Below are 18,809 nucleotides of genomic sequence, written 5' to 3'. Positions count from 1 at the left end.
ATAATTATTGAAACAATGGATAGCCGAACATGAACGCTCATGCAACTCCCCCTTACGTTGAGGTAGAATCCACGCTTGGTGCGGTGCTCGCCCGATTGGCGGGCCGCGATGAGCTTCCGCTCTCCATCGAGTATGGCGAGCGTGTCGTTCAGGCCGGCTATCACATCACCGAAGTGAAGGCCGGCTCCTTCGTTACCCTGGACTGCGGCGGCAATCCCGACGCGTGGCAGGAGACGGTTCTGCAGGTGGAGGATATCCCGGCTAATGATGATCGTCGGGCGATGACGGCAGGGAAATTCCGGGCGATCCTCGCACAGGTCGAAAATAAGGTTCGTCTCGACCATGACGCAAGGCTCACGATCGAGATCGGGCGCCCTGGCGAGGCCATGCAGGTCTTCGACATTGCACACCTGTCCATCGGGGAAGATGCAGCAGTTCTCTCGCTAGGCGTTCGAGCCGCCATCTGTAAACCGCGTCATCGTGCAGAGCAGGAGGCCGCGGCAGCTTCATGCAGCGCGCCTTCCAGCAAGACCAGGGGGTGCTGTTAAGGCAGACGCCGGTGCTCTAGCGGCGCCGTGAGTGCCCGCTCTGGGGTCGGCAACGGCCAGGCAGCGATGCGCCAAATTCGGCCATCCAGACAAGCATTCGGCTATCCCGAAAGCTGCAATCCACGTTGAGGCGCCGGAACGAATTCGTGAGCGTTAAGGGGCTGGCCTTTTTGTAGGGCAGTCAGGCGACAGTGGCCGGTTCGCCGTTCTACCAACGCCTCAATGGCTACGTCGCCGGGCCCAAAAATCGTCTAGGGTTCGATGCCAACCCTGCCACGACCAAAGACTGCTCGGACGCGTTTCGCTACCGCGGGGATGGACATCAAGATGGTGAGCACAATGACGAGACAGATTACGGCGCTGATCGGTCGCGTGAAGAACGGGCTAGGGTCTCCGTTTGTCAGTAACAACCCTCGTCGCAGGTTGAGGTCGAGCAGGTCTCCGAGGATAATGCACAGCACCAGCGGAGCCATCGGGTATTTCATTTCTCGCAGGATGAACCCGACTATACCGAACGCCACCATGACGTAGATATCCCAGTCGTGATCGCTGGCGACTACGCGATCAGCGACTGGGCGCAAGCCGGCATGGGCGGTCGTGCGTTGCTGCGCAAGACTGACAAGGGATGGGGTATTCACCTTTGCGCCGGTGCTGGATTGAGAGACGCTGCTGAACTCGAAAAGATCGGTGTGCCTGCCGATATCGCCGATGACCTTGCGGCACAGCTGGCACATGCCGAGGCAATGCTGCCAGCCGCTCAGGTCAGCCTCTATGACAGCTTCGATGGCATGATGGTCGTCGATGACAGCTTGATTTAGGGTAGAGCCAGGCCGGCCGCCAAAGCGGCCGGCTATCCACCACTTCAATGGTCGTGAGAATGACCGTAGTGAGAGGTTTTGCCTGTCGGTGCCAAGAGGGCATTTTTGATGTCCGAGACGTTGGCGTACTTGCCACTTTTAGCGAGTTCAAATGCCCTTTCCAGGGCTGTCTTATTTGTGTTCAAGCCCAACCCTACGCCACTAAAGCCCGTAAAGCAAAACGCTGCCTTGCGGGCATGAGGATGGCAAGCCCAAACTCGCTGGGAGCCGTCCACGCCGCCTCTCAATAGCCCGTATTGCCGTATATGAACGGGCCATGACAATCCGCATAGACCACTTGAAACTTGATACTTCTACGCATTTCAGCGCGTTTTCTAACCGTGCTTTCGACACCGTCCGGGAAGCTCGCGAATGGATCCTTAAGTTCATTCCAACTGCAGAGGTCGAATTGGTCCGCGTCTGGATTGACGGCCGGGCCGTAACCGGCTGTGAGCTGACTGCCATCACCCAGTCTTACCCTCCCCGTACTTAGACCGGAGCTCGGGGCTACCTTTAGAACAAAAAAGGTCGCCCAAAGGGCGACCTCCAAAACCTTGCCAATAAAGGCAGATTTACTTCTCAAGGATCAGGTTGATCGCGGATTCACGACCATCGCGGCCGGACTCTACATCGTAGCTGAGTTTGTCATTCTCGTAGAGGCCATCGACGCCCGAGTTCTGAACGGCCGAGACGTGGACAAAGTGGTCCTTGCCGCCGCTTTCCGGGGTGATGAAACCAAAGCCCTTGGTGGCGTTGAAAAACTTGACGGTACCGTTCAGTCTGGACATGGGAATTTCCTTATAGCTCGGAGCAAATGCAAGCGAGCAGTTCCCCAGAGCAACATGCTCAGAGGTCTAAAACGTTCGCAAAACAGATCAGAGAGCTAAGGGCTGGAAAGGCGCCAGCAAGCAGCGAGCCGAGTGCGGCTGAAAACGTATGGTGAACTTATTGCATCTAACGGTGTTCGGAACAAGGCATGAGACCTGCTCATCTAACCGGCCCACCCGTTCTCTCCGCTGTCAACCAGTGCCACCCGTAGCCGGTCTGTTGGCAAAAGCCCTCCGCAAGGGATAGTCATCCGAAAAATAGAGTTGGCGAATGGCGCCACCGTCGTAGCGAACCTCATCGCTTTCCACCAGGGAACTCGGCTGTACGTTAAGGGGCAACTGTTCGATCGCGTACTGAACGGCTTCTGCGAGTGAGGGAAAGCGCTGATACCGAGCAACGCGGAGATGCTTGTAGTGTCTACCAGGGTACAACTCTGCCGAAGCATTGTAGTCGGTCATAACGTGTCCTTTGATCACGCGGGGTCGAGCGCCGCGGGGCGCAACGTTCATGATCTATGGGAAACGGAGCTAGAGCCGGAGGCCAAAGGCGTATGAAACGCGTGTAGCAACAGTATTGCCGGTTCGAGGCTTATCTAAGGCTCACGCTCACGTTCCCGAACGGCTAGGCAAAATTCGGCTCCAACGGTCAGGCTTTTGCCAGATCGCCCCATGCCGATGATGAGCCGGAAGACGGCGGCTTGGGGCATCCGGCAACTCCGATCCCAACGAACGAATGGGGGTAGAAGGCGGCCTATCTGAAACGCGCACCATTCGTGCCATTAAAGCGCAGTTGCCGAAATCACAAAGCTGCCGTTGCCCACCAGTAGATGCGAATAGCTCGGTCTGGCGATCCCCGCCTACAGAGTGACCAAACCAAATGCACTTTACCATTCCACCGACAAGCATAAACGTAACTAAGACTTCAAGTGCCGTTCAAAAAACGCCGCCAGTTTACCATAGGCAAAGCGGGTGAGTGTGCGGTCCTGCTTGGCCCAGGCGTGGCCGGTGCCCGGCAGAGTGACGAGTTCGAAGCTCTTGCCTTGGCTGATGAGTTTTTCGACCAGCGCCATTGTGTCGGCATAGAGCACGACTTCATCTTTAGTGCCGTGGAGTATGGTCAAGGCATCCGCCAATCCTGCACTGTGGAAAAGCGCGGACTGGGCGCGGTAGCGCTCGATATAGTCCTGACCTCCGGTGAGGCCCATGATCCAGCCCTGTTCGGGATAGGCGTGCCAGACATTAGTGGCCGGCGCCCCGGCGAAACCGGCGGCGTAAAAGCCTGGCTTCTTGAATAGGGACATGAGCGTCATCAGGCCGCCATAGCTGGAGCCCCAGAGTCCCACGCGCTTGGGATCGGCATAGCCGAGGCCGATCAGGGTCGTGACGCAATCGGCGATGTCTTCGATGTCCTGGGTGCCGTAGCTGTTCAGCATCGCGCGGTTCCAATCGCGCCCACGGCCGAAGCTGCCACGGATTTCCGGGCTCACCACGACGAAGCCGCGGGAGGCGAGGTATTGGTCGATGCCCCAGCTCGGGTGGGCCGCACGGCCGCCCCATTGGTTGAGAAGGCCATCGGAATAGACCGATCCGACCACCATCGGGTGGGTGCCATCTGGCTGGAAATCAGGTGGCAGCGTGACGCGCGCCATGAGTTCGGCGCCATCGACATGGCTTTTATACGGGATGTAGCGCACATCCGCCCAGCGCCTTTGCGCAAAGGCCGGCAAAGGCGAGTGCGTCACCTGCATCGGTTCAGTCGCGCCGTCCAAGAACTGCACGAAATATTCGGGCGGGGTCATGTCGTCGCTGAAGAGATCTGCGAAGGCGCTGAAATCCGGGGCATAGGTGGGGACGTGGATGCCGGTAGGTCCGGTCAGACGCGTCACGGCGCCGCCAGTCAGAGCGACGGAATAGATGTGGCGCTCGGCTGGGTGCGCTTCGTTGGCAATGAAGTAAATCTTGCTAGCGGACGCATCGAGGGAGAATTCGGCGATTTCCCAGGCGCCCGAAGTGATCGGCTGAAGTGCGGCGCCCTGCCCCGGCAGACGATGAAGGTGATTATAGCCATCGCGATCGGTGAGGACGATCAGACCCTTGCCGTCGGGCGCGAACGCCACCTGCCAATCGGGGCGAATTTTGACCGGATCGTGCGCCGCATAAAAGACGCTGCGGGCGCCGCTGCGCGTGTCGAACATGAAGATGGTGTGGTTCTTGATCGACAGATCGCTGCTGCTGATGAAGAGCGCGTTGCCATCGGGGGAGACACCATAGCCCCAGATGGCGTCTTCGGCGTCGGGTCGATCGAACCAGGACACAGCGCCACCATCGGACTGGACGCGGCCGACGCGACGGCGTGTGAGGAGATCACCTGGGAAGGAGCGCACGAAGCGGTCTTTGCGCGCCTCGCCGTGAGAATCGTAGGGGATCTCGATCTTGCGGGTATTGGTGTCGTCGGCCTCGACGAAGACGAGGCTCCCATCGGCGGCCCACTGGAAGGACTCGACACCAACGAATTTCGAGCCGACCACCAGGGTCTTTGGTTGCGCCGCGACGTCGGCGGCGACCGTCATGAGTGCATTGCCGGACAGGAAGGCCAGCGCTGTGCCATCGATAGAGGCGGCAATGGCGCTAACGCCCTGCGTACCAATGGCAAGCGGCGAAACAATGCCGTCCTTGCTGACAAGGTAGAGCTGCCCCTGCAGAACGAAGGCCACGCGGCCTTCGCTCAACCAGGCCAGTTCGGAAATCCCGGTGGGCTCACCGCTGGTACGACCGATGCCGAGATGGGTCAGGGGGCGCCGGGTCTTTGCAACCTTCTCCCAGATCCAGATATCGCGAAATGTATGCCCGGCATCATTCCAGAGGAATCCGAGGCTATTGCCATCCGCCGACCAGCGAGCGACCACCGGCAATGTGCCGATGATGCTGGGCTCACTGTAGAGCGTTTCAAAGGTCAGGGGGGCGATAGAAGGCTCGATGGACATGGACGTTTCTCGATGAATGGGCAGTGTGTAGAACTAGGCCGATTTGGGATTGAGATCGGTCTTGTAGATTTCGCCGTCCTTCATGATCAGGCGCAGGTTCTTTTCCGGGTCGGTGAGCACGGAAATGTCCTTGAGCGGGTCGCCGTCGACAACGAGAATGTCGGCAATGGCGCCGGGCGCGATGACGCCCAGGTCACCGGAGCGCTGAACGATCTCAGCATTGACGGAGGTCGCCGACTTGAGCACGTCCACCGGGCGCTGCACGCGGGCACGAATGGTCAGTTCCTGCAGCTGGGCGAATTCCATGTCGCCCATGAGGTCGGTGCCGAAGCCGAGTTTTACGCCGGCATCTTCGCAGAGGCCCAGCATGACGATGCCGGCATCGTTGACCATGTTGAGCTTCTGCATGACATAGGGCGACAGGCCCAGCCGCTCGCCATGCTGGGCAGTGACCTCGTAGGCGACGAGGGTCGGTACGACAAAGGCGTCGGCGGCGGCGACCATGGCGGCGGTCTCAGCATTGATCAGGTTGGCATGCTCGATGGTGCGCACGCCGGCGCGGATCGAATGGGCGATGGCGGCGCTTTCATAGGCATGAGCGCAGACATATTTGCCGCGCACAGCAGCTTCCCGCACGACAGTGCGGAGTTCCTCTTCGCTATATTGCGGGATTTCGATGGCATCATTGGGCGAGCCGACGCCGCCGGAAGCCAGCACCTTGATATGGTCCGCACCCTTGCGCAGCTCGTTGCGCACGACGCTGCGGAGATTGTCGGTGCCCTCGACAATGCGACAGGTGAAGTAGAAGGCGCTTGAATTGAGATCGATGTCGAGGCTTTCATCGGTCGAACTGCGATGGTCGCCGTGGCCGCCAATCTGGCTTAGCGCCGGGCCGCCGACGAACAGCCGCGGGCCAGGAATGTAGCCCTGGGCGATGGCGTTACGGATGCCGACATCGCCGCCGGCCACATCGCGAACGCTGGTAAAGCCGCGGTCGAGCATCTTTCGGATACGGGGCACGGCACGGGCCGTCATCTCGGTCAGTGGAATATTGCGGTCGTGCTCAGCGACAAGATTGATCGCGAAAACATGGGCATGGGCGTCGATGAGGCCAGGCATCAGGGTACGCCCGCCAACGTCATATTCGGTGACACCCTTGCCGGAAATCGAATGGTCGGTGACGGCCTCGATACGGCCATCGACGACAAGAACGTTCATGCCCGGAATGGCCTCGTCGCTGCGCCCGTCAAAGAGCGTGGCATTGATGAAAGCGATGGCTGCCATGGTATTTTCCTCCGGCCGAACAGGTGCCTACCGGCTGCGACCAGCCAGTTTTCGGCGTTAATGTGTCGGCATCGTCTGCGGCTGTAAAGTCGTTTGATCAAAAAATCACAAGCTTCCCTTTTCGTGCTTTTCCAAGTGCCTCAACGAGGCTTTGCACAGCTGGGGTCGTTGACAGGGCAGCAAATCGCCTTCTAGTATCCTATCGTTTGATCAAATGCTCAGACATCGATTTTCGGGCTTTAGGGGAAGCATTGCCGGGGAATCGTCGGGTTGAAGGGAACTGCCGGATTGGCAGAAAGGGAAAAAATGACACATCGGACATCTGCCAAGATGGCCTTGGCCGGGCTGACGCTCGCCTTGATGAGTTCCGCAGGATCTTTTGCACAGGAAGCCCAGACCGGCGGCACATTGCGCGTTCTGGGCACGGCCGAAGTAGACCGGTTTGACACGGTGCCACCGGCAACCGCTGATACCGGGAGCTTCTTTCGTGCGACGACGCGGCAGTTGATCAATTTCGCCGCGTCCACCGATCCCGACGAGCAGATCGCGCCACAGGCCGACCTTGCAGACAGCGTGCCTGTTCCGACCGACGAGGGCCTGACCTATACGTTCAAGCTGCGTCAGGGCGCCAATTGGGATGCCCCGGATGGTCCGCGCCAGATCGTTGCAGGCGACGTGGAACGCGGCTTTATGCGTCTTTGCAACCCGTCCCTTCCGGCCCCGGCGGTTTCCTATTTTGAAGACCTGATAGTCGGCTTTGCCGATTTCTGCGCAGGCTTTGCCGATGTAGAACCCACCGTGGAAGCGATGAAGGCCTATATCGAGGCAGGCGACGTTGCAGGCATCGAAACGCCGTCGGACGACACCGTCGTCTTCCGGCTGAAATATGCGGCCAATGACTTCATCTATCTGCTGACCCTGCCAGTCACCACACCTGCGCCGGTGGAAGTGCTCGACTACCTGCCGGATAGCCCGGAATACCGCGAGAACTACATTTCGAACGGTCCCTATACGATCGAAGCCTATGTACCGGACACGCAGATCACCCTGGTTCGCAATCCCGCCTGGCAGGCGGAAAGCGATCCGCTGCGCAAGGCCTATGTCGACAGGATCGAGGTGATTGCCGGCGTGCAGCCGGACGCCGCCATGCAGCAATTGCAGTCCGGCGACGGCGACATGCTCTATGACATCAATGTTCCGCCGGTAACGGTGCAGATGCTGAGCATGCAGGGCGACGATAAGATCTCGACGCTGGCCGAGGGTTCCTCGCGCATGATCTGGATCAACACCGTCTCCGAGAACAATGACGGCGCCCTACGCAATCCGCTGGTGCGCCAGGCGCTGAACTATGCTGTCAACAAGGCGGCAATCGTGCAGCAGCTGGGTGGGCCGGAATTCGCCACCCCGCTCAACGGCATCTTCCCGCTCGGCATCCTGGGCCACCACGATTTCGCGCCCTATCCGACCAATAACAGCGAAGGCGATATCGCCAAGGCCAAGGAACTGCTGGCCGAAGCCGGCTACCCCGATGGCCTGTCGCTGAAAATGCCGTTCCGGAATGCCGGAAATGGCGCCGCCGAAGCCCAGGTGCTGCAGGCAAGTCTTGAAGCCGCCGGCTTCAAGATCGAGCTGGTACCGACCCCAGCTTCCGACTTCTATCCGCGCCTGATCACCAATTTCGACAACGCCCTCAATGGCGTGTGGGACTTGGTGCCATCGGGCTGGTCGCCAGATTGGCCGGGCGGGGCCGCGCGCTCCATCTTCCAGCCGCAATATACCTATGACGGCACCCACGGCACCTTCAACTTCTCGGACTACAACAACGAGGCCGCCAACGAAGTCGCCGCCCGCGCGCTGGCCACGTCCGACCTGGCGGAGGCGGCGAAGCTCTGGAACGAGGTCGACGAGATCGTCATGGCCGATCCCCCGACCGTGCCGCTGATCTCTCAGACCACGGTTCTCTACCATGGCATCGCCGTTCAGAACTTCCTGCCCTATGCCGCTGGTGGCAATGGCGACTGGACCAATGTCTGGCTGAGCCGCTGAGCTCAGTGAATTCGACGGAGGCCGGCATGTCCGGCCTCCTCATACCGGCCCCATGGCGACATAGTTCTTTATGACCGTTCTTTCCGTCCGCAACCTGAACATCGATCTGCCCAGCGGCGACGGTCATGTCCACGCCGCCCGCGACGTCTCCTTCGATGTCGAGGCTGAAGAACTCTTCGGCATTGCCGGCGAATCCGGTTCGGGCAAGAGCGTTCTGTCCCAGGCCATTATGGGCCTTCTGCCCGGCGCTATCATCTCGGGCGAGATTCTTTTCGAGGGCCGCAATCTGCTGGACCTCCCGCCGAGGGAGATGCAGCGCCTGCGCGGCAATCGCATTGCCATGATCTCGCAGGATCCGCTCTCAAGCCTCCATCCCTTTTACACTGTCGGCGCTCAGATCACCGAGGCCATCCGCACCCATCGCAAGGTGAGCGAGGCCGAGGCGCTGCAGGAGGCAATCGACATTCTTGAACGCGTCGGCATCCACGATCCCGACAAGCGCGTCCGCGACTACCCGCATCAGTTTTCCGGCGGCATGCGCCAGCGCGTCATGATCGCCATGGCCATCGTGCTCCGCCCGGCTTTGCTGATCGCCGACGAGCCGACCACCGCACTCGACGTCACCGTGCAGGCCCAGATCATCAGCCTCCTCAACCAGATGCGGCGCGAGCTCGGCACCGCCATCATCATGGTCACGCACGATCTCGAACTGCTCTCCTCCATCGCCGACCACGCCATGGTCATGTACGCCGGCAATCGGATGGAGCTGGGCCCCGGCGAAGCGGTGCTGACGGCACCGGCTCATCCCTATACGCTTGGCCTCCTCCGTTCCTCGCCCAGTCACGAGAGCCGCGGAGCCCTGCCCTCCATTCCCGGCCAGCCACCGAGCCTCCTCATCGAGCAGAAAGCTTGCGCCTTCGCGCCCCGCTGCGCAGCCGCCATGGACATCTGCCGCCAGGAGCGTGCGCCGCTGCGCAACTTCGCCGATGGCACGCGCTCGCTCTGCTGGCTCGAAGACAAGGCGTCGAACACTGCCGCTGCCGTTCCCGCCATCCCGGAAGAGCCGCCGGTCGTGGCGCAGAGCTCCGACATCGTCGTCAAGGTCTCCGATGTGCGCCTGACCTATGGCGGCCGGTCGCTGTTCGGCAAAAGCATCAATCTCGAAGTCCTCAAGGGTGTCAGCCTCGAACTGCCCCGTGGCAAGACGCTCGGCATTGTCGGGGAAAGCGGCTGCGGCAAGTCGACCCTCGCCCGCATCATCGCCGGCCTGCTGCCGCCCACCTCGGGCGATGTAATCATCGAGGGCCAGAGTGTCCTCGGCCTCGACCGTCGCGACTGGGTCGAAATGCGCAAGCGCGTGCAGATGGTGTTCCAGGACCCGTTCGGCTCGCTCAATCCACGCCGCCGCGTCGGCTCGATCATCGGCGATCCCTTCCGCATCCAGAAAGTAGCCCATGGCGCCGCACGCAAGAACAAGGTGCGCGAGTTGATGGAAATCGTGGGGCTCAACCCCGAGCACTACAATCGCTTCCCGTCCGAATTCTCCGGCGGCCAGCGCCAGCGCATCGGCATTGCCCGCGCTTTGGCGCTCAATCCCTCGATCATCATCTTCGACGAGCCGGTCTCTGCCCTCGACGTCTCCATCCAGGCGCAGATCCTCAATCTCATCGCCAGGCTGCAGCGCGAGCTGGGCCTCTCCTATCTCTTCATCTCCCACGACCTCGCTGTCGTGCGCCATGTCAGCTCCGAGATCCTCGTCATGAAGGCCGGCCAGGTGGTCGAGCGTGGCGAGACCGAGACGCTCTATCACCACCCCCAGCACCCCTATACGCGCGAATTGCTGGCGGCGGCTGATCCCCATTATCGCAAGAGCGGCGGCGGCTTTGCCGATCCCCAGTCGTCGGGAGCCATGCCATGAGCACCGAGATCAAGCAGCGCGGCTCGCTGGAGCTTACCCTGCGCCGCCTTCTCGCCGACCGCGCCGGCCTCGTGGCCATGCTCTTCATCATTGCTTTGGTGGCAACAGCCATCGGCGCTGATGGCATCGCGGCGCTGACAGGCCATGGCCCCACCGCGCAATTCCTCGATGTGGGCCTCACCCCCACCGGCCTGCCCGTGCCGCCTAGCGGCAGGTTCCCTTTCGGCACCGATCAGCTGGGCCGCGACGTGCTCGTCCGTCTCGCCCATGGCGCCCGTATCTCGCTGTCCATCGGCGTCGTCGCTTCGCTGCTGGCCGCGGTGATCGGCGTCACCATCGGCCTTGTTGCCGGCTATTTCGGCGGCTGGGTTGACGTCGTACTGGGCCGGTTGATGGACCTTGTCATGAGCATCCCTGTGCTGCTCTGCATGCTCTCGCTGGTTGCCGTCTTCGGCCCCAGCCTGCCGCTCAGCCTGTCGGTGATCGTCTTCTTCTCCTGGACCACGATGGGGCGCGTCGTCCGCGGCCAGGTCCTCTCGCTCAAGGAGCGCGAATTCGTCCTCGCCTCCCGCTCGATGGGCGCCGGCCATCTCTCGATCATGTTCACCGACATCCTGCCCAATCTGGGTGCACCGATCATCATCTACACGACCATGATGGTGCCCACCTCGATCATCTTCGAGGCGACGCTTTCCTTCCTCGGCCTCGGCATCGTACCGCCAGCCCCGAGCTGGGGCGGCATGCTGGCCGAGGCGGCCAATAACTCGATCTACATGTTCGCCTGGTGGCTGGTGCTGTTCCCTGGCCTGGCGCTGCTGTTCACCACCCTGTCCTTCAATATCCTGGGCGACGCCCTGCGCGACGCGCTCGATCCCGCCAGCATGCGCAACAAGGTGCAGAAGAAGAAAAAGAAGACGTCCGTGGGGACCGCGTCATGATCCGCTTCATCGCCAGCCGCATCGGCTTTGCCGCGCTCGTCCTCATCATGCTCAGCGGCTTCGTTTTCACCCTGTTCTTCGTCGCGCCCGGCGACCCTGCGCGTATCGTCGCCGGTGAACGCGCCACCGAGGCCCAGGTGGCGCAGGTGCGCGAAAATCTCGGCCTCGACCGCCCGATCATCGAGCAATATTTCAGCTTTGTCGGCCGCAGCCTCAGCGGCGATCTCGGCTATTCCTACCGCAATCAGCAGCCGGTGCTGGAGCTGATTAAGAACCGCATGCCCGCAACCATCTCGCTCTGCGTCGGCGCCGTCATCCTATGGCTGCTGATGGGCATTCCCATTGGCATCATGTCGGCGCGACGGCCGGGCAGCCTTGTCGATCGGCTGGGCCAGGGTTTCGTGCTGATCGGCGTCAGCTTCCCATCCTTCGTTCTGGGCATGGCCGCGCTTTATTTCCTCTATTTCGTGCCACGTCAGGCCGGCTTCACCCTCTTCCCGCCCGGCGGCTTCCGCCCCTTCCTGCCCAATCCCGGCCTCTGGGCCTGGCACTTGATGCTGCCCTGGTTCACCCTGGCGCTGACCTCCGCCGCCATTTATGCCCGCCTGACCCGCGGCCAGTTGCTCGAAGTGCTGGGCGAGGACTATATCCGCACCGCCCGCGCCAAGGGCCTCTCCGAACGCAAGGTGGTCTACAAGCACGGCGTGCGCTCGATCTTTTCGCCCCTCACCACCCAGCTTGGTGCCGATATCGCCGCGCTGCTGGGCGGGGCGCTGGTCACCGAACAGGTGTTCGGCCTCCAGGGCATCGGCTCGCTGGCCGTGCAATCGGTGCAGACGCAGGACCGGCCGGTGATCATCGGCGTGGTCATGCTCGCCGGCTTCTTCATCGTCATCGCCAACCTGATCGTGGATTTCCTCTACATCCTGCTCGATCCACGGATCCGGACCTGACCATGCCTCTTCCCCCCCCGGACACGCTCTGGACACGCACGGCGCGGCTACCGGCAGAAACCGACGCCACGCTGCCTCAATCCGTTGATGTCGCAGTGATCGGCGGCGGCTTCACCGGCCTCACCGCAGCCCGCGAACTGCTCATCGCCGGACGCTCCGTCGCCGTGCTGGAAGCGGGCCGCATCGGCGCCGGCGCCAGCGGCATAAATGCCGGCTTCGTCGTCCCCAATTTTGCCAAGGCTGATCCCAACACCGTACGCGCCAAACTCGGCACCGAACGCGGCAATGCCCTTCTGCGCCTCGTCGGTGACGGTGCCAATGCGGTGTTCCGCACCATTGAGGAAGAGGGCATCGCCTGCGATGCGCGCCAGACCGGGTGGCTGAACCCGGCCTTCGGCGCCGCCAGCGCCGAAACGCTCAAAGCCCGCGCTGCCCTCTGGCGCGATCTCGGGCGTCCCGTCTCCTTCCTCGGTGCTGATGAGATCCGCGAACAGACCGGTATGGACATCTATTCCGGCGCCCTGCTCGACGCCGAAGGCGGCACCATCCATCCGCTCGATTATCTGCGTGGCCTCGTGCAATCCGTGCGCCGCCGCGGCGGTAGCGTGCATGAGGGGCAAAGTGTCGACAAGGTGACGCGCGACGGCACCAGCTGGCGCCTCACGATGCGCTCGGGCGCTGCTCTCATTGCGAGCAAGGTGCTGCTCTGCACCAATGCCTTCACGACCGGCGCTGCCGCGCGCATGGGCCGTTCGACCGTGCCCCTGCGCGTCTATCAAATCGCCACCTCCCCGGCCGATACCGAAACGGTCCGGCGTATCGCCCCCGATGGGCGCCCCGTCGGCGATACGCGCCAGAACCTCTTCACCTATCGGCTCGATCGCGACAATCGCCTGATCAGCGGCGGCATGGCAGCCATTCCCCTTGGCGCTTTCGAGCGCCTCGGTCGCGCCGTTGCCGAACGGCTCAGCAGCGAGCTCGGCCTGCCCCGGGCCGTGACGCCCGAAGTGGTGTGGACCGGCGTCGCCGCCATGACGCCCGATTTCATGCCGCGCATTCATAAACTGGGCGAGGGCTGGTTCGGCGGCATTGGGTGCAATGGTCGCGGCATCGCCATGACGGCGCAGCTCGGCCGCGTCTTGGCCCGCGCTGCCCTCGGCGAAGACCCCGAGCAATTGCCTATTCCGCTGCGGCCCCTGCGCCCGCTGCCCTTCCATCGCTTTACGCCAATCGTGGCCTCGGCCGCCCTCCTCCAGGCCCGCCTCAAGGACAGATTGGCCCGATGATCGCACAACAAGCGACCATGAACGCCGTCAGGATATCAGTGACATGAAGCAACTAGCCCGCCGCATCACCGGCACTTCGAAAAAATCCTTCGGCATGTATGCACGCGCCGCAGCCAGCGGCCGCGACGACCTGATCCATATGGAACTGGGCAAGCCCTTTGCCGACACGCCGCAGCACATCAAGGACGCGACAATTGCCGCCATTCAGGCTGGCAAGGTTCACTATTCGGACCTGCCGGGCATTCTGCCACTGCGTGAGGCCGCCGCCGCCAAGCTGGCCCGACAGAACGGCATGGACGTCTCGCCCGACCAGATCGTCGTGACCAATGGCCTGACCCACGGCTCCTATGCGGCACTGATGGCCTTTATCGACGATGGCGACGAAGTCATCCTGCTCGAACCCTATTACCCCCAGCATATCGGCAAGATCGAGCTGGCCGGGGGCATAGCGGTGCCGGTGCCACTCGACGCCGCTAGGGATTACGCCATCGATGCGGCGCGTATCGAGGCCAGCGTCACCCCGCGCACCAAGATGATCGTGCTGATCAATCCCTGCAATCCGACCGGTCGCGTCTATTCGCGCGCGGAATTGCTGGCTTTGGCGGACATTGCCATCCGCCACGACCTGATCGTGGTCTCGGACGAGGTCTATGAGGAGATCGTCTATGACGAGGCCCAGCACATCTCCATTGCCGCGCTCCCCGGCATGGCCGAGCGCACGGTAACCCTCTTCGCTTTCACCAAGAGCTATGCCATGGACGGTTGGCGCATCGGCTACCTGGCGGCCCCCAAGGCGGCAATCGGCGCGATCTTGAAGATCACGGCGAATGACGTGACGCATGTGAACACCTTCATACAGGAGGGCGCTCTGGCGGCGTTGGGTGGCGATCCGGCGCTGCTGGCTGAGTTGATTGCCGATGACCGGGAGAAGCGTGATCGCGTCGTGACCCGCCTCAACCAGATTTCCGGCGTGACCTGCCCCTGGCCGCAGGGGACCATCTATGCCTTTCCCGATATTTCGCAGCTCGGCCTTTCGGCGCAAACCCTGGCAGAAAGGCTGATGGACGAAGCCGGGGTCGTCGTCGAGGCAGGCAGTTTTTACGGACCGGCTGGCGAGGGGCGCCTACGCTTCTGCTTTGGAGCGCTGTCTTTGGACGACATCGATCGCGCCATGGACCGCGTGGCGGGCTTCATCCGGCAGCTTGGCTGACCGGTATTTCCGTGTTGCGGCAGACGTCCTTTGATCATACTAGCAAAGAACAGGCGGTCTTCAGCACATGCAAAAGGGTACTAGATTGCTCGAAAGCAAATTCTCGACCGGTGAGCTGAAACCAGTTTCTTCGCGCAAGACTGTGCATGACCTCGTCTATGAGCAATTGCGCGATGCCTTGATGTCTGGGGCTTTCGAAGCGCGGAAAACCTTCACGATTGCCTCCCTTTCCGAGCGATTTCATACATCGCACATGCCTGTTCGCGAGGCCCTGCGGCGCCTTGCTTCTGAGAATGCCCTGAGCATTTCCGCGGCGGGCACAGCCTACGTTCCCGCGATCACGGCGCCGGAACTGCGTGACATCACTCTCGCGCGCATGATCGTCGAAGGTGCGACCGCCCGCATAGCCGGACCCAGGCTCACCGAGGCGGACATAGCCGCGCTCGAACAGATACTCGAGCATCACAGGGCGAGCGCCAGCGCCGGAAACAACACCGAGATGACCGCCGCAAACCGGGCATTTCATTTCCACATCTATCGCGCGGCGGGCAGCGCCGTGCTGATGAGCCAGATTGAAAACCTCTGGCTGCGATCAGGGCCCTATGTGCGCTTTCTCTCCGACCGGATGAGCGAACTGCTCAAGACCGAGCGCCGGTCGGGCTTTACCGACCAGCACGCTGCGATGATCGACGCAATCAAAAGCGGCGATTGGGATGCGCTAGGAGTTGCCTGCGAAGCCGATATCCGGGCCTCGCAGGACTTGCTGCTGGAAATTCTCGCAACAGAAGACGGCGCGCGCGACGCGTCTTAGGACCACCCGTGTGGGTTTGCAGCATTGTGGTCTTCGGAAATGCCGACCACCAAAAATGAAAGTACAAAAGATGTCAGCGGACCGTTGGGCGATTTCCTCTGGATCGAAGTTTGAAAAGATCGCCGGCTATTCGCGCGCGCTCGTCGATGGCGAATGGGTTTTCGTGTCCGGCACCGCAGGACACAATCCCGACGGCTCTATCTCACCCGACCCAGAGGAGCAGACGCGTCAGTCGGTCCGCACCATCGCCAAGGCCCTGGAGCAAGCCAGCGCAAGTCTTGCTGATATCGTTCGACTGAATGTCTACGTTGCTGATCGTCGGGACGTGATGACCGTCTCGAAGGTCCTGGGAGAGACTTTCTCGGATCCTCGCCCCACGAACACGACGATTATCTGTGGTTTCCCTGTCGAGGAAATCAAAGTCGAGATCGAGGTAACCGCTCGAAAGCGGGGGAATTGAAGCAACCTCGCCCACAGTCGCGAAGCTATAGACGTCGTTGATGATGTTCGACTCTATCGCCGATAGAGTTCTTGTTCGGCTTTGCGACGCCGAACGGCATCCCAAACCCTTCACCGTTTCGGTCATTCTGCTAAAGTTCTCGCTCTGCCAAAAGCGGCCATCGGCTTCATAAAGCACGATATTGATGCCGCCGTCCTGTGGGGAGATACCTGTCTTATCGGGGTCGGTGACACATACCAGTTTCAAATGCCCGTATGCCTCAGGACGGCTATGTCAACCCATAAACTACGAGGGGTTAGCCACGCTAGCGATTAAGCCACACCGCCCCAACGAAGGCTGAAAACAAAGCGGGAGAAGCATTGATCATGTGGCTGCACCGAGTGCCGCGGCAGTGCCCATGATGGCGAGGCCAAGCGCAACGCCAAGCATAGCAACATAGCATGCAGTTCGCCCCTGCCGCGCGGATTTACTGCCGGGTAAGTCACGTTTGGGCCGGCGTTAGCTCGATCAGAGGGAGGCCGGTGCAGATCCAACTATATCTGGCACTCGGCGTTTGCCCGTCTATTCGGATCATGGTCAGACCAAAGCCCCGACGGCCGCCCGCAACCCAGATAAGCTGACCGATCCGAATTCCTTCGAACGTTCTGCCTGAGAGGCGTCAGCAATCGAGATGAAACCCAGCGTTAGCGCCGCGCCCTTCAGCGTGTGCAACACCCGATCGAGTTCATCTGCCGTACCCGTCGAAATTGTGGCTTCAGCCTGCGACAGCAGTGTACCGCAGGAGGAAACGAAATCCTCGACAAGTCGCCTGAACTCTTGCTCGCCCAAAGCTTCTTTCAGTGCAGTCTGATAATCGTTATCTACGATGAGATCCCACCGCTTGCTGGTTGAGGGGGTTGCCAAGTCGACGTGCTTTGACAGCTGTGTGGCGAGCTTTTCCTTGGTCACAGGCTTGGCGACGTGGTCATTCATCCCTGCCTCAATGCAGGCCACGCGATCAGCTTCGAATGCGTTCGCCGTTAGCCCCACAATCGGCGTTCTCAACCCAGACGCACGCAGAACCCGTGTTGCTTCAAGTCCATCCATCTGAGGCATTTGCATGTCCATCAAGATCAGATCGAAGTTGGATTCCCCAATCGTCGCTATGGCCTCATGACCGTTGGACGCTCCCTCCGCCGTGATGCCGAGCGTCTTGAGCAAGCCGATGGCGACGTCACGATTGACGGCATTATCGTCGACCACCAAAACGTGCCCCAAAAAGGTGCTTTGCAGCGTAGTCTGACTGGGCGCATGTGGGCTGGTCGCACCCGAAATCGGTCCAACGGGGATTTCGAACCAGAACGTACTGCCCGCCCCTACGACACTATCGACGCCGATCTCACCTGCCATCACCTCAACCAGCCGACGACATATCGCCAGGCCCAGGCCAGTGCCACCGAAAGACCTGGTACTGGAACTATCGAGCTGCCTGAACTCTCGGAACAGGTGGCCACTATCTTGAGTGGAAATGCCCGGACCGGTGTCCCTCACTTCAAGCCTGAGCCGCTGGTCCAATACGCGCGCGAGAACCTCAACCGAACCGATGGTGGTGAACTTGATCGCATTGCCGATCAGGTTGACGAGCACCTGACGAACGCGGTTCGCGTCTGCCGACACCCGGATATCGGAATACCGAAAGGTGAGTTTCAGCCCGGCATTCTCGGCCCGCGGCCGCATCATGTACTCGATCGGCCCGATAATCTCGCGCAAGTCTACTGACTTGGGTTCGAAGCGGACGGCGCCAGCTTCCAACTTCGAGTAATCCAGGATGTCATTGATGACGTCGAGCAGCATGTCGCCGGAATGTCGGATGGTCTCAACTTGATACGCCTGGTCGGCATCCAGTCTCGATGTCTTCAGGAGCTCCGTCATTCCGATAATGCCATTGAGCGGCGTCCGTATCTCATGGCTCATCGTCGCAAGGAATGCCGACTTCGCCGCACTGGCACTTTTGGCCTGCTTGGCCACACGCGCATTGCGTCGGCTGAGCAGCTCCACTTCCCTCCCGCTTCGGGAGATGTGGAAGAGTTGAACCCCCAGCAAGGCGACGATCAAAACCAGAGCAAATGTTAGGGCTGCCACACTCGCGCCTATACGCCAATAGGTCGCCAGCGTTCCTTCGCGCTCGTTGAGGCGCAACAGGTTGATGGCCGCATTGGTGGCGACCAAAAGTTCGCCGGTGGCCTTCCTGGTGGCCTCTGCCCGCTGGAGAATTTCCTCGTGCCGATCCCAGAAGAGCGACGGGTCGGCGACCAGGATATCCATTATGGGAACGAGGTCGCTTATGCGATCGCCGGCCGCCGCTGCCAGTTCCTGGGCAGCTGATGACGCACCGAACATCTCGGCGTAGGACCCCTGCATGAGCAGCTGCGTGCGGCTGAAGAGGATATCAAAACGCTTGCTGACCTGAGCGACATCCCCGCTTGCCATGGCATCGTGTGTCGCTTCGATAAGACGGGCAGCCTCGCGATCGGCCTGATACGCTGCCCAGACCGTGTCCTCCCTGACACTGGCCCGGACTGCATTCTGCCTTTCATTGAGGCCGACGAACAACCAGATCACAGAAGTCAGCAGAGCTACGCTCAGGATGGTGAGGATGACGATCCCCAATCCAATCCTTCGCGAGACGGCACGCCTCACCCTGATGG

15 protein-coding genes are annotated in these 18,809 nt (G+C 61.0%); 10 read left to right on the top strand and 5 right to left on the bottom strand.

Features of this window, described 5'->3' with window-relative positions; genetic code table 11:
* Positions 1–29: 29 nt before the first annotated feature.
* The gene (locus JP75_RS09595; RefSeq protein ID WP_035082288.1) at positions 30–548 is read left to right on the top strand and encodes a DUF6428 family protein; all 519 of its coding nucleotides are present in this window, start codon (positions 30–32) and stop codon (positions 546–548) included.
* 542 nt (positions 549–1,090) lie between these two features.
* Entirely contained in the window at positions 1,091–1,366 is a 276-nt protein-coding gene (locus JP75_RS09585) for a copper uptake system-associated protein (RefSeq protein ID WP_051960553.1), read from the top strand.
* 611 nt (positions 1,367–1,977) lie between these two features.
* Here the strand turns inward: JP75_RS09585 and JP75_RS09575 are convergent.
* From JP75_RS09575 to JP75_RS09560, 4 genes are all read right to left on the bottom strand, one after another.
* Positions 1,978–2,193, bottom strand: a complete 216-nt coding sequence (locus JP75_RS09575; RefSeq protein ID WP_035082282.1) for a cold-shock protein — start codon at positions 2,191–2,193, stop codon at positions 1,978–1,980.
* 231 nt (positions 2,194–2,424) lie between these two features.
* Entirely contained in the window at positions 2,425–2,691 is a 267-nt protein-coding gene (locus JP75_RS09570) for a hypothetical protein (protein WP_035082280.1), read from the bottom strand.
* Positions 2,692–3,146: 455 nt separating this feature from the next.
* Positions 3,147–5,216 (bottom strand): S9 family peptidase, encoded by a 2,070-nt coding sequence (locus tag JP75_RS09565; protein ID WP_035082278.1) that lies wholly within the window; start codon positions 5,214–5,216, stop codon positions 3,147–3,149.
* A gap of 33 nt (positions 5,217–5,249) precedes the next feature.
* Positions 5,250–6,500 (bottom strand): metal-dependent hydrolase family protein, encoded by a 1,251-nt coding sequence (locus JP75_RS09560; protein ID WP_035082276.1) that lies wholly within the window; start codon positions 6,498–6,500, stop codon positions 5,250–5,252.
* 306 nt (positions 6,501–6,806) lie between these two features.
* Here JP75_RS09560 and JP75_RS09555 point away from each other — a divergent pair, with 306 nt between their 5' ends.
* From JP75_RS09555 to JP75_RS09520, 8 genes are all read left to right on the top strand, one after another.
* Entirely contained in the window at positions 6,807–8,546 is a 1,740-nt protein-coding gene (locus JP75_RS09555; RefSeq protein ID WP_035082274.1) for an ABC transporter substrate-binding protein, read from the top strand.
* Positions 8,547–8,616: 70 nt separating this feature from the next.
* Positions 8,617–10,464, top strand: a complete 1,848-nt coding sequence (locus JP75_RS09550) for a dipeptide ABC transporter ATP-binding protein (protein WP_051960552.1) — start codon at positions 8,617–8,619, stop codon at positions 10,462–10,464.
* Positions 10,461–11,402 (top strand): ABC transporter permease, encoded by a 942-nt coding sequence (locus tag JP75_RS09545; RefSeq protein WP_035082272.1) that lies wholly within the window; start codon positions 10,461–10,463, stop codon positions 11,400–11,402. The genes JP75_RS09550 and JP75_RS09545 overlap by 4 nt, the downstream gene beginning before the upstream one ends.
* Positions 11,399–12,355 (top strand): ABC transporter permease, encoded by a 957-nt coding sequence (locus JP75_RS09540; RefSeq protein ID WP_035082269.1) that lies wholly within the window; start codon positions 11,399–11,401, stop codon positions 12,353–12,355. Before JP75_RS09545 ends, JP75_RS09540 begins: the two co-directional genes overlap by 4 nt.
* Positions 12,356–12,357: 2 nt before the next feature.
* Positions 12,358–13,641: an NAD(P)/FAD-dependent oxidoreductase gene (locus JP75_RS09535; protein WP_035082268.1), complete on the top strand. Its 1,284-nt coding sequence runs from the start codon at positions 12,358–12,360 to the stop codon at positions 13,639–13,641.
* A 43-nt stretch (positions 13,642–13,684) separates the two neighbouring features.
* The gene (locus tag JP75_RS09530; protein WP_035082266.1) at positions 13,685–14,851 is read left to right on the top strand and encodes a pyridoxal phosphate-dependent aminotransferase; all 1,167 of its coding nucleotides are present in this window, start codon (positions 13,685–13,687) and stop codon (positions 14,849–14,851) included.
* 142 nt (positions 14,852–14,993) lie between these two features.
* A complete protein-coding gene (locus tag JP75_RS09525; protein ID WP_160194669.1) occupies positions 14,994–15,662 on the top strand; it encodes a GntR family transcriptional regulator in 669 nt (222 codons plus the stop codon).
* 55 nt (positions 15,663–15,717) lie between these two features.
* Positions 15,718–16,122, top strand: coding sequence for a RidA family protein (locus JP75_RS09520; protein ID WP_244446287.1), 405 nt, complete (start codon positions 15,718–15,720; stop codon positions 16,120–16,122).
* 576 nt (positions 16,123–16,698) lie between these two features.
* On the opposite strand, the gene JP75_RS09515 is transcribed toward JP75_RS09520, so the two are convergent.
* Positions 16,699–18,771 (bottom strand): hybrid sensor histidine kinase/response regulator, encoded by a 2,073-nt coding sequence (locus JP75_RS09515; RefSeq protein ID WP_160194668.1) that lies wholly within the window; start codon positions 18,769–18,771, stop codon positions 16,699–16,701.
* Between the last annotated feature and the right edge of the window lie 38 nt (positions 18,772–18,809).

The organism is Devosia riboflavina (assembly GCF_000743575.1).
In the GTDB taxonomy this organism is placed as follows: Bacteria; Pseudomonadota; Alphaproteobacteria; order Rhizobiales; family Devosiaceae; genus Devosia; species Devosia riboflavina.
This window is presented reverse-complemented; position numbering and strand designations above follow the sequence as displayed.

Bases quoted from the DNA above. Each gene is read 5' to 3' on its own strand.
- JP75_RS09565 (WP_035082278.1), bottom strand. From the start codon at position 5,216: ATGTCCATCGAGCCTTCTATCGCCCCCCTGACCTTTGAAACGCTCTAC.
- JP75_RS09535 (WP_035082268.1), top strand. From the start codon at position 12,358: ATGCCTCTTCCCCCCCCGGACACGCTCTGGACACGCACGGCGCGGCTA.
- JP75_RS09555 (WP_035082274.1), top strand. From the start codon at position 6,807: ATGACACATCGGACATCTGCCAAGATGGCCTTGGCCGGGCTGACGCTC.
- JP75_RS09530 (WP_035082266.1), top strand. From the start codon at position 13,685: ATGAAGCAACTAGCCCGCCGCATCACCGGCACTTCGAAAAAATCCTTC.
- JP75_RS09560 (WP_035082276.1), bottom strand. From the start codon at position 6,500: ATGGCAGCCATCGCTTTCATCAATGCCACGCTCTTTGACGGGCGCAGC.
- JP75_RS09545 (WP_035082272.1), top strand. From the start codon at position 10,461: ATGAGCACCGAGATCAAGCAGCGCGGCTCGCTGGAGCTTACCCTGCGC.
- JP75_RS09570 (WP_035082280.1), bottom strand. From the start codon at position 2,691: ATGACCGACTACAATGCTTCGGCAGAGTTGTACCCTGGTAGACACTAC.
- JP75_RS09520 (WP_244446287.1), top strand. From the start codon at position 15,718: ATGAAAGTACAAAAGATGTCAGCGGACCGTTGGGCGATTTCCTCTGGA.
- JP75_RS09550 (WP_051960552.1), top strand. From the start codon at position 8,617: ATGACCGTTCTTTCCGTCCGCAACCTGAACATCGATCTGCCCAGCGGC.
- JP75_RS09540 (WP_035082269.1), top strand. From the start codon at position 11,399: ATGATCCGCTTCATCGCCAGCCGCATCGGCTTTGCCGCGCTCGTCCTC.
- JP75_RS09595 (WP_035082288.1), top strand. From the start codon at position 30: ATGAACGCTCATGCAACTCCCCCTTACGTTGAGGTAGAATCCACGCTT.
- JP75_RS09575 (WP_035082282.1), bottom strand. From the start codon at position 2,193: ATGTCCAGACTGAACGGTACCGTCAAGTTTTTCAACGCCACCAAGGGC.